Source organism: Candidatus Thioglobus sp., from assembly GCF_029243085.1.
In the GTDB taxonomy this organism is placed as follows: Bacteria; Pseudomonadota; Gammaproteobacteria; order PS1; family Pseudothioglobaceae; genus Thioglobus_A.
Genome location: NZ_JAQWSS010000072.1, coordinates 1 through 9,914, shown reverse-complemented (window position 1 = coordinate 9,914; position 9,914 = coordinate 1). Strand labels below are relative to the sequence as shown.

The 9,914-nt window shown below is 38.3% G+C and carries 12 protein-coding genes; 9 read left to right on the top strand and 3 right to left on the bottom strand.

Annotated features, from left to right (window positions below; translation table 11 throughout):
- On the top strand, nt 1-337 hold a 337-nt coding region (locus tag P8M52_RS03960), incomplete at its 5' end, for a hypothetical protein (RefSeq protein WP_300307646.1).
- A gap of 16 nt (nt 338-353) precedes the next feature.
- Here the strand turns inward: P8M52_RS03960 and P8M52_RS03955 are convergent.
- Nucleotides 354-920: a lysophospholipid acyltransferase family protein gene (locus tag P8M52_RS03955; protein WP_300307643.1), complete on the bottom strand. Its 567-nt coding sequence runs from the start codon at nt 918-920 to the stop codon at nt 354-356.
- Between the two features lie 195 nt (nt 921-1,115).
- On the opposite strand from P8M52_RS03955, the gene P8M52_RS03950 reads away from it, so the two are divergent.
- From P8M52_RS03950 to P8M52_RS03940, 3 genes are read left to right on the top strand one after another with little or no spacing between them, the layout of a single operon-like run.
- Nucleotides 1,116-1,751 (top strand): HAD-IA family hydrolase, encoded by a 636-nt coding sequence (locus P8M52_RS03950; protein WP_300307640.1) that lies wholly within the window; start codon nt 1,116-1,118, stop codon nt 1,749-1,751.
- Nucleotides 1,751-2,887: a DNA recombination protein RmuC gene (locus tag P8M52_RS03945; RefSeq protein ID WP_300307637.1), complete on the top strand. Its 1,137-nt coding sequence runs from the start codon at nt 1,751-1,753 to the stop codon at nt 2,885-2,887. Before P8M52_RS03950 ends, P8M52_RS03945 begins: the two co-directional genes overlap by 1 nt.
- Nucleotides 2,887-3,639 carry a YciK family oxidoreductase gene (locus tag P8M52_RS03940; protein WP_300307634.1) on the top strand — a complete coding sequence of 251 codons (753 nt, stop codon included), beginning with the start codon at nt 2,887-2,889 and terminating at the stop codon, nt 3,637-3,639. Before P8M52_RS03945 ends, P8M52_RS03940 begins: the two co-directional genes overlap by 1 nt.
- Before the next feature lie 12 nt (nt 3,640-3,651).
- On the opposite strand, the gene P8M52_RS03935 is transcribed toward P8M52_RS03940, so the two are convergent.
- Nucleotides 3,652-4,455, bottom strand: a complete 804-nt coding sequence (locus P8M52_RS03935; RefSeq protein WP_300307631.1) for an inositol monophosphatase family protein — start codon at nt 4,453-4,455, stop codon at nt 3,652-3,654.
- Nucleotides 4,456-4,469: 14 nt separating this feature from the next.
- Between P8M52_RS03935 and P8M52_RS03930 the strand changes: the two genes are divergently transcribed.
- Nucleotides 4,470-5,210, top strand: a complete 741-nt coding sequence (locus P8M52_RS03930) for an RNA methyltransferase (RefSeq protein ID WP_300307628.1) — start codon at nt 4,470-4,472, stop codon at nt 5,208-5,210.
- A gap of 177 nt (nt 5,211-5,387) precedes the next feature.
- Here the strand turns inward: P8M52_RS03930 and htpG are convergent, their stop codons facing one another.
- On the bottom strand, nt 5,388-7,241 hold the full coding sequence (gene htpG / locus P8M52_RS03925) for a molecular chaperone HtpG (protein ID WP_300307625.1): 1,854 nt from the start codon (nt 7,239-7,241) through the stop codon (nt 5,388-5,390).
- 60 nt (nt 7,242-7,301) lie between these two features.
- Here htpG and P8M52_RS03920 point away from each other — a divergent pair, with 60 nt between their 5' ends.
- From P8M52_RS03920 to P8M52_RS03905, 4 genes are read left to right on the top strand one after another with little or no spacing between them, the layout of a single operon-like run.
- The gene (locus P8M52_RS03920; protein WP_300307622.1) at nt 7,302-8,171 is read left to right on the top strand and encodes a tyrosine recombinase XerC; all 870 of its coding nucleotides are present in this window, start codon (nt 7,302-7,304) and stop codon (nt 8,169-8,171) included.
- Nucleotides 8,168-8,707, top strand: a complete 540-nt coding sequence (locus P8M52_RS03915; RefSeq protein WP_300307619.1) for a Sua5/YciO/YrdC/YwlC family protein — start codon at nt 8,168-8,170, stop codon at nt 8,705-8,707. Before P8M52_RS03920 ends, P8M52_RS03915 begins: the two co-directional genes overlap by 4 nt.
- Nucleotides 8,704-9,639, top strand: coding sequence for an oxygen-dependent coproporphyrinogen oxidase (gene hemF, locus P8M52_RS03910; RefSeq protein ID WP_300307616.1), 936 nt, complete (start codon nt 8,704-8,706; stop codon nt 9,637-9,639). Before P8M52_RS03915 ends, hemF begins: the two co-directional genes overlap by 4 nt.
- Nucleotides 9,629-9,853 (top strand): sulfurtransferase TusA family protein, encoded by a 225-nt coding sequence (locus P8M52_RS03905; protein WP_300307612.1) that lies wholly within the window; start codon nt 9,629-9,631, stop codon nt 9,851-9,853. The genes hemF and P8M52_RS03905 overlap by 11 nt, the downstream gene beginning before the upstream one ends.
- The last annotated feature ends 61 nt before the right edge of the window (nt 9,854-9,914 follow it).

Here is a 9,914-nt window from a genome sequence, read left to right as displayed (position 1 = left end):
CAATCAAGTGTATTTGGACAAATATCGATTAAAGTCAAGACAGCTTGGGATTAAATACAATAACAAACTTAAAACTGTTGTCGCCAAAGCAAACAGAATTGGTACAGATATTAAACAAGGGTTGGCGCAATTAGCACTCGTTAAACAACAATTAAAAACACTCAAGCCCAATCGTGAGTTAAATTTGTTTCTAGAAGGGCGAAGTAAAGTTAGGTTTATTATTGATGAACAAGATGGCTATTTAAAACTGCAATTTGATCATTTTTCTGTATTAATTGAATTGTATAAAAATAAGCTTAAATATGACAGCTTGCTGGATCGTTTATTACCAAATTAAAGGTATATCGAAAGGCTTATTGATATTTTTGTTGCATGGAAAGCGTCCACTCGCGAACCTCTTTTGTTAGGGTTGAGGCGTTTTTTCCAGTGGGTTTAATTGCGACTCCGATAACAACGGTAATAGTACCGGGTTGCTTAATAAAGCTGCCTTTGGGCCAAAGCTTTCCAGCATTATGATAAACCGGAATAATGCTACATCCTGTCTTTTTTGCAATTGCCATACCACCGCTTTGATATTCGCCTAGTTGAGTGTATGGTTGGCGCGTTCCTTCTGGAAATACAACGACATAAATTCCTTCCTTAATCCGAGCAGAGCCTTGTTTAATAACTTTTTTAATGGCTTTTAATTTTTCCCCGCGATCAATGGTAATTGGCTTAAGTAGTGACAAGCCCCAGCCGAAGATTGGAATCCATTGCAATTCTTGCTTAAGTACCCAAGTTTGATGTGGGAAGATAGTTTGAAACCCTAAAGTTTCCCAGGTTGATTGATGATTGGAGACAATCACACTCGCTTCATTAGGGATGTTTTCCTTGCCAATCACATTAAATTTAATATTCAGAGTAATTTTAAGCCACCACATGCAAAATATCGACCACCTAGATAAAATCCCATAACGATATTTAACCGGTAAAAAGAATAATGATAAAGCTAGCGCGACTAAAAAGCTAAGTACTAAAGTTGAGCCTAAAAAATACAGTAGTGATCTTAAAAACAGCATGAGAAATACCAAGTGTAAACGTTATAATTTATAGACTTAAGATTTTAACGAACTTCTATGACGGTTAACACCATTTTATTTGATTTAGATGGCACTCTGATTGATACAGCGCCAGACTTAGCCTATGCATTAAACACGCTTCTAATTGAAAATGAATTGCCAGAAAAGCTCTATAAAAATATTAAGCCTTTGGTCGCTTTTGGCGGTAAGGCGTTAATAAAGTATGGGTTTGATTGTGATGAAAATCATCCAAATTTTTTAGCTTGGCATAGAAGAATTTTAGAAATTTATACAGATAATATTGATCGAAGTTCTGCAACATTTACAGGTGTTAATTCGGTGATAAAAGCCCTGGAAGCAAGAAAAATGCACTGGGGTGTGGTGACCAATAAGCCTGAGAATCTAACCCATTTATTGTTAGAAAAATTGGGTATTAATCCTGATGTGGTGGTCTGTGGTGATACTTTAGAATTCAACAAACCCCACCCGGCGCCCTTGCTATATGCTTGTGCGCAATTAGCCGTAGAGCCAAAAAGCTGTTTATTTGTGGGTGATGATAAAAACGATATGCTGGCAGGGGCCAGTGCAGGCATTAAAACCATTGCCGTAACTTATGGTTATAGCAAAGTTAGTCAAGATTGGAACTATGATTATCTAATTGATCAAGTGGAAGAATTAATGGAGTTGTTGTAATGGATATAGCGAGTTTGTTATTGGGATTATTGTTTGGCGCAATAGCTGTGTATTTTTATCAAGATAAGCGTCTACAAGTATTAACTAAAGAGAAAATTCATCTAGAGGTTAGCCTTGATGAAAAGATTAGATCTTATGAAGGGCAAATTGATATGATCAATATCGCTAGAGAGCAAATGAGTAAAGACTTTAAGTCGGTTGCTAGTGATATCTTAGAAAAAGATCGAAATGATTTGAGCGTTAAGAATTCAGAACTTTTAACCCCATTACAAGCACAACTTAAAGAATTTAGAGACAAGATTGAGGTAATTACCACAGAGCAAGTTAAAGAGCGAGCAACACTTGCTGCGCAAATTGATAACCTGAAAAAAACCAGTATTGAGGCGCAAGAAACCACACAAAATTTAACTAACGCCTTAACTTACGACAACAAGCAGCAGGGTGATTGGGGCGAGATGATTTTAAGCTCTATTTTGTCTAGTTCTGGGTTGCGTGAAGGGCATGAATTTGATACACAAAAACAACTTAAAAACGAACAAGGTGTGTCTTTTAAGCCAGATGTGGTATTGCATTTACCGGAAGAAAAAGACATTATTATTGATTCTAAAGTCTCACTAAAGGCCTATAAAGATTATATTGCTGACCAAACCAATGCAGTAGCTCTAAAGGCGCACGTAAGCTCAGTTGAAGCACACATTAATGGCATTAGTATTAAAGAGTATGAAAACTTAGAAGGTGTATTAACGTTAGATTTTATTTTTGTCTTTATTCCTATTGAATCAGCCTTATTGGTTGCGCTTGATCAAAAGCCAGACTTATTTACCACAGCTCTTAAGAAGAATATTGTTTTAGTATCACCATCCACCTTAATGATGAGTCTTAAAACCGTGCACCATATTTGGCAAACAGAGCGTCAAAATCAAAACTCGGAAGAAATTGCTCGCCAAGCAGGTGCCATGTATGACAAGCTATTTGGCTTTATAAAATCCATGGATGACATTGAAAATCACCTAGATAAAGCGCAAAAAAGCTACAAAGAGGCGCGTGGCAAACTGGTAGATGGTAAGGGTAATTTAATCACACGTGCAGAAAAGCTCAAAGCACTGGGCGTACAAAGCAAAAAGGAAATAAGCTGATGGAAATCTCAACAAACTATGTCATTACTCAAGATGAATTAAAAGATAAGGTTATCTTAGTAACAGGTGCAAATCGTGGATTTGGCAGGGCAATGACACTTGATTTGGCCAAAGCAGGTGCCACAGTCATTATGCTGGGTCGTGATCTAGGCTCACTGGAAACCACTTATGATGAAGTAGTTGACGCTGGATTTGCAGAGCCAATTCTCTACCCGTTGGATCTTGAAGGGGCAACGCCTGAGCATTATCAACAGCTACAGAAAGATATTTTGGATAATTTTGGCCAGCTTGACGGTCTTATTCATAATGCCGGTATTATTGGCACGATGATGCCCATTGAGCAGTATGATCTGAAGCTTTGGTATTCCACCATGCAAATTAATGTCAACGCCCCGTTTATGCTCACGCAGTTTTTAATTCCAGCACTGAGTAAATCTGCTGACGCGCGTATGTTGTTCTTGTCTTCATCAGTAGGGCGTAGTGCAAGGGCTTATTGGGGTGCTTATGGCGTGAGTAAATTTGCCATTGAAGGTTTGAGTAAAACCTTGGCAGAAGAGTTGGAAAAAACCAATATCAGGGTTAACTCTCTTGATCCAAGACGCATGCGCACTAAGATGCGTCAAATTGCTTATCCAGCTGAAAATATTGAAAACAACCCGACGCCAGAGAGTATGTCGCCAGCGGTTGTTTATTTAATGAGTGAAGAGGCTAAAGTCTTAAATGGCGAGCAGTTAACGCTTGAATTGGATTAGCGTCTAGCTAGGTTAGCGCTGTAAGTCTTCGGTAAGATGCGGGTGGATAGTTTTTAAAATTTCTTTAAAGACTTTCTCGTTGCCAGCAACCACGTTACCAGTTTCTAGGTATTTGCCACGTCCTGAAAAATCACCGACATAGCCACCTGCTTCTTTAACCAGTAGCACGCCTGCAGCAATATCCCAAATGTTTAGCTCAATTTCCCAGAAACCGTCCATGCGGCCTGCGGCTAAATACGCTAAATCAAGTGCTGCAGAGCCAGCACGACGAATGCCAGCAACCTGCGGATGAATCGCCTTAAACATATCAAGGTAAGCATCTAGGTGTTGCGGTGCTTTAAACGGAAAGCCAGTGCCAATTAAGGTGTCTTCAAAGCCGTTAGAATTGGTTACTCGAATTCTTTGTTCGTTTAAGTAAGCGCCTTCACCTTTAGCAGCTGTAAACAACTCTTCTTTAAAAGGATCGTATACTACCGCATGAGTTGGCTCATCATTTTCATACAAGGCAATTGAAACCGCATATTGTGGAAAGCCATGAAGATAATTGGTTGTACCATCTAACGGATCAAGAATCCAAACAAAGCGTTTATCTTTACCGACAATTTCGCCATTTTCTTCGCCTAAAATTGAATGATCAGGAAAGGCATATTTCAACTCGTCTATAATAGCATCTTCAGCAGCTTTATCAACTTCAGAGACGAAGTCGTTAGCTGCTTTGTTTTCAATCGTTAATAGATCAATCTGATTATGATATCTTAGAATGATGTCACCCGCTTTTCTAGCGGCTTTAACGGCAATATTAAGCGTAGGATTCATAATTAAATAGACAAATGCAAAAAGAGACAAATTATACCTTTGATAATGTACGCGTGGTTATGGTTAATACCACCGAGCCTGGTAATATTGGTGCGGCTGCCAGAGCCATGAAAAATATGAATCTTTCCAAGTTGTATCTAGTCAATCCAAAAACTCATCCATCAGCTGTCGCAACCGCAAGAGCAAGTGGAGCAGATGACATCTTATCTGCTGCCATAGTTTGTGACACACTAGAAGAGGCATTAGCAGGCACTCAGTTAGTGATTGGTGCGAGCGCACGCCAGCGTAATGTTAAATGGAAGCAAATGGATGTGGTTGACGCTTGCGCTGAAATACAAAAAAGCACGACGGTTGCAGGGCAAGAGGCTGCTGTGGTATTTGGCACCGAAAATTCTGGCTTAAGTAATGAGGAGTTAGACTTGTGTCAAATTTTGATGACCATCCCCGGCAATCCGAATTATTTCTCATTGAATGTGGCTTCTGCCATTCAGGTGTTTGCCTATCAAAACTACATTTCAAATACCACGACAGAATTTGAAAAAAGCACCAATGAAATAGCCAGCTACGACGAAGTAGAAGGCTTTTACGCCCATCTAGCACAAGTGCTAGAGCACATTGACTACTTTGAAGAAAAACGACCTAAAGAGCTACTAATGCGTCGCATGCGTCGCTTCTTTGGTAGGGCGGAGCCTGAAAAAGAAGAGGTGGCCATTTTTAGAGGAATTCTGAGAAATATCCAACCGTTTAAAAAATAGGAAATTTTTCAAATAGACGATTTTTAAGCCTAAAAATCGCTAAAAAGATGAGTTTAATGCCATTTTTTAGCTCTAAACCGTTCATTTTTTAAGTAAATTTCTTAAATTTAGCAAATATTCAAAATGACAATAAAAAACCCGCATATAGCGGGTTTTTAATGATTACTCTATTAAGTGTTAGTTAATTAGTTTATTCATGCGCTTAACAAACTCAGCTGGATCTTTCAACTGACCGCCTTCACTAAGCACCGCCTGATCGAATAGTACATTCACTAGATCTTCATCAACGTTAGCTTTAAGTTTTTCAACCAATGGGTGAGTTGGGTTGATTTCAAGAATTGGCTTGGTTTCAGGTACGTCTTGACCAAGGGATGCCATAATTCTTTCCATGTTGCCGCCCATCTCATTTTCATCAGCAACCAAACAAGAAGGGGATTCGCTAAGACGATTAGAAATTTTCACTTCTTTAACTTGTGCTGCTAGGATGGTTTGCATTTTTTCTAGTGTATCTTTGTAACCTTCAGCAGTTTTTTCCTTTTCTTCTTTTTCTTCTTCAGAGTCTAAATCTTGCAAGTCGCCTTTGGCGATTGATTTAAGATTCTTGCCTTCAAATTCAGTAAAGTTATTAACCATCCACTCGTCAACACGATCAGATAGTAGTAATACTTCAATGTCTTTTTGCTTGAAAATTTCTAAGTGTGGCGAGCCTTTAGCTGCGGCAAAAGTTTCTGCAGTAATGTAATAGATGTCCTTTTGTTCGTCACCCATACGTTCAATGTATTCAGCTAAAGAAACGGTTTGTGCTTCACTGTCAGATTTAGTCGTAGCAAAACGCAATAAAGAAGCAATTTTGTCTTTGTTGCTCGGATCTTCAACCACACCTTCTTTCATTACCATGCCAAATTCTTTCCAGAATGTGGCGTATTTTTCTGGCTTGTTTTTAGCCATTTTTTCAAGTTCTTTTAGAATTCTGCTAACTGAAGCTTTACGAATGGTATCAACAACTTTGTTACCTTGTAAGATCTCACGAGATACGTTTAATGATAAATCAGCCGTATCAATCACACCTTTAATAAAGCGCAAGTACATTGGCATTAGCTCTTCATTATCTTCCATGATAAACACGCGCTTAGCATATAGCTTAATGCCACCTTTACGCTTAGGTTCCCACATGTCAAATGGTGCTTTAGATGGGATATATAGTAGAGAAGTGTAATCTAAGTTACCTTCAACACGGTTGTGTAGTTGCGTGAGTGGCGCTTCAAAATCAAAGGTTAGTGACTTATAGAATTCGTCGTAATCCTCTTGTTTAAGTTCACGCTTATCTTGTGTCCAGAATGCATTAGCTTTGTTAACCATTTCGTATTCAATGGCATCAGACTCTTCTTCTGCAGGCTTGATCATCATAATCGGTACAGTGATATGGTCAGAGTACTTAGAAATGATATTACGTAAGCGATAGTCATCTAAGAATTCTTTTTCGTCATCTTTAATGTGTAGTGTTATCTTAGTACCAAAGTCTGAAACTGTTGTTGTTTCTAATGAGTATTCACCTTCACCTTTAGATGTCCAGATAGTACCATTAGACTGATCGTCGCCAGCTTTTCTAGTAGTAAGCACTACCTCGTCTGCAACGATAAAAGCAGCATAGAAGCCCACACCAAACTGACCAATAAGATTTGAATCTTCGGCTTGTTTTTCATCCAGGCTTTGTAAGAATTTTTTAGTTCCTGAGTTAGCAATGGTACCAATATTGGCCATTACTTCCTCTTCAGTCATGCCGATACCGTTATCAGTAATAGTAATAGTACCAGCGTCCTTATCAACATCAATATGCACTTGAAGCTCTTCTTTGCCTTCAACCATTGCGTCATTTGCTAGAGATTCAAACTTAAGTTTGTCAACTGCGTCAGAGGCGTTTGATACCAACTCGCGCAAGAAGATTTCTTTGTTTGAATACAAAGAGTGAATCATTAAATGTAGTAGTTGAGAAACTTCTGTTTGGAACGAATGTGTCTGTTTAGTAGTCATTTACCAGTTGCCTTTATTATGCGTAAAATGTATTCATATGGCCATGCTGAAAAAAATCAAGTGAAAAGACAAATAATTGATTTTATTTTGTATTTAAAAGTGGAGCGAAATTATGCGCTAAATACGCAGCGGGCGTATGAGCGTGATTTAATGCGGTTAATTGATTTTTTACAAACTCAACAAGTTTCCCATTGGTCTGAGCTTCAGTCTGACACGCTGCGTTTGTTTATCATGCAATTGCGTCACAAGAATATGTCGTCGCGCAGTATTCGTCGTCATATGTCTTCTATTCGAGGGTTGCTAACTTATTTAGTTAATCAGGGTGAGCTTGATCACAATTGTGCTATCAAGTTGCCAACGCCAAAAATTACTCAAACTTTGCCAGGCACGCTAAATTATGATCAATTGTTGCAATTGTTAAAGCCACAAAAAACCACTCGATTTGAACAGCGAGATATAACGATCATTGAAGTGATTTATTCTTGTGGTTTGCGTGTATCTGAATTGGTAGGGTTAGATGTTAAGGATGTAGATTTGTCTCAAGGATTTGTAACCATTATTGGTAAAGGTGGAAAAACTCGTCATACACCACTCGGATCTTCTGCTCAACAAGCAATTAATACGCATCTTTTAACTCACACGTCTACGCCTTTATTTGTCAATAAAAATTCACAGAGGATAGGGGTAAGAGCAGTACAAAACATGATTAAAAAACGCGCACTGGAGGCGGGTATTAAAATTAATGTTCATCCACATATGTTGCGTCATGCAGCAGCAACGCATTTTCTACAATCTAGCCATGATTTACGTTCTACCCAAGAGTTTTTAGGTCATGCCAGTATAAAATCTACCCAAGTTTATACGCATCTTGATTTCTTGGAGTTGTCAAAAGTTTATGATAAGTGCCATCCACGAGCTAAAAAACCATGAATTTTAAAACTAGATTTGCCGCTAAAGTGCTTAATAGCGGCGGTGTCATTAGCATACCTACTGATACGATTCAAGGTCTCACTTGTTTGCCAAGATTTGAATCGTCTATGCAACGATTGATTGACATCAAAAAACGATCTAGTTTAAAAGGTATGATTTTGTTAGCCAGCGATGTGAACTACTTAATGCAATATGTCGCTGATCCGACTTTACTAAATAAAATAACCTGCAATTCTGAACAGCCCACAACGTATTTGTTACAAGCTAATGTAAAAACTTCTAAATTATTATTAGGTGGCTTTGATACGGTTGCTGTTAGAGTAACAAATAATCCATTAATTAGTAGTTTGTGTGCTCAAACGCAAAGCGCATTAGTTTCAACAAGTGCTAATATTTCAGGTTTACAAGTGATTGATAGCTCACTAAAATTACGGGTTTACTTTCATAATCAGTTAGATATGATTGTGCCACCAACAAAAGGTGATAATACGCCATCAATAATTATCAATCTACAGACCGGAGAAAGAATCAGATGATCGATCAAGTTAAGAGCTATTTGTTAAGCTTACAAGCTGATATATGTATGCAACTAGAAGAGGTTGATGGTAAAGCTAAGTTTATCAAAGATGAATGGAGTAAGCCAAATGGCAGTGGCAACGGTCTAACCCGCGTATTAACTGGCGGAGATGTATTTGAACAAGCAGGTGTTAATTTTTCTATTGTTCATGGTGATAATATGCCGGCTTCAGCTACAGCCCTAAGGCCAGAATTAGCAGGGCGGAGTTTTAGTGCGTTAGGAGTGTCGTTAGTGATTCATCCTAATAATCCTTATGCACCAACCTCACATGCTAACGTACGCTTTTTTATAGCTGAGAAAGCGGGTGAAGACCCTATTTGGTGGTTTGGCGGTGGATTTGATTTAACACCATACTACGGCTTTGATGAAGATGCTATTTTATGGCACCAAACCGCTAAAGAAGCCTGCGATCCTTTTGGTGCAGAGGTGTATCCAAAGTATAAAAAATGGTGTGATGATTATTTTTATATGAAGCACCGTGATGAGCAGCGCGGTATTGGTGGTTTATTTTTTGATGATCTCAATAAAGGCAGTTTTAAAGAGTGTTTTGCCTTCATGCAAAGCGTTGGAAATAGTTATATCAAAGCTTATCGACCGATTATTGAAAAACGCAAAGATACCCCATTTGGCGATCATGAAAGACAGTTTCAGTTGTACCGTCGTGGTCGCTATGTAGAGTTTAATTTGGTTTATGATCGTGGCACCTTATTTGGTTTACAAACAGGCGGGCGCACAGAGTCAATTTTAATGTCATTGCCACCATTGGTGCGTTGGGAGTATCAGTACACACCTGAACCAAATACACCTGAAGCATTATTATATGAGAAATATTTAAAACCACAAGATTGGTTAAGCGCACCTGAAAGGAATACTAAAAATAATGAAAACTAACATTGATGTAAAAAGATTACTTTGTCCTATGCCAGTTATTAGACTTGGAGAGATGATTGAAAAAGTAGAAGTTGGCGATACAATAGAAATGCTAGCGACTGATCCAGGCGTTCTGCATGACATCCCTGCCTGGTGCAAGGTACACGGTCACAAAGTGTTAGATATTAAAGAAAATTCAGACGAGATTATTCTCCTTGTTGAAAAAATAGGGTAGAATTAATCGCAGTTTTTATTGTATATATAGTAGAAATTTCTAATATAGCACGTAAAAACAA

What these genes read in the sequence shown, in the direction of transcription:
- P8M52_RS03955 (WP_300307643.1), bottom strand. Translation starts at nt 920, where the DNA reads ATGTGGTGGCTTAAAATTACTCTGAATATTAAATTTAATGTGATTGGC.
- P8M52_RS03950 (WP_300307640.1), top strand. Translation starts at nt 1,116, where the DNA reads ATGACGGTTAACACCATTTTATTTGATTTAGATGGCACTCTGATTGAT.
- P8M52_RS03945 (WP_300307637.1), top strand. Translation starts at nt 1,751, where the DNA reads ATGGATATAGCGAGTTTGTTATTGGGATTATTGTTTGGCGCAATAGCT.
- P8M52_RS03940 (WP_300307634.1), top strand. Translation starts at nt 2,887, where the DNA reads ATGGAAATCTCAACAAACTATGTCATTACTCAAGATGAATTAAAAGAT.
- P8M52_RS03935 (WP_300307631.1), bottom strand. Translation starts at nt 4,455, where the DNA reads ATGAATCCTACGCTTAATATTGCCGTTAAAGCCGCTAGAAAAGCGGGT.
- P8M52_RS03930 (WP_300307628.1), top strand. Translation starts at nt 4,470, where the DNA reads ATGCAAAAAGAGACAAATTATACCTTTGATAATGTACGCGTGGTTATG.
- htpG (WP_300307625.1), bottom strand. Translation starts at nt 7,241, where the DNA reads ATGACTACTAAACAGACACATTCGTTCCAAACAGAAGTTTCTCAACTA.
- P8M52_RS03915 (WP_300307619.1), top strand. Translation starts at nt 8,168, where the DNA reads ATGAATTTTAAAACTAGATTTGCCGCTAAAGTGCTTAATAGCGGCGGT.
- hemF (WP_300307616.1), top strand. Translation starts at nt 8,704, where the DNA reads ATGATCGATCAAGTTAAGAGCTATTTGTTAAGCTTACAAGCTGATATA.
- P8M52_RS03905 (WP_300307612.1), top strand. Translation starts at nt 9,629, where the DNA reads ATGAAAACTAACATTGATGTAAAAAGATTACTTTGTCCTATGCCAGTT.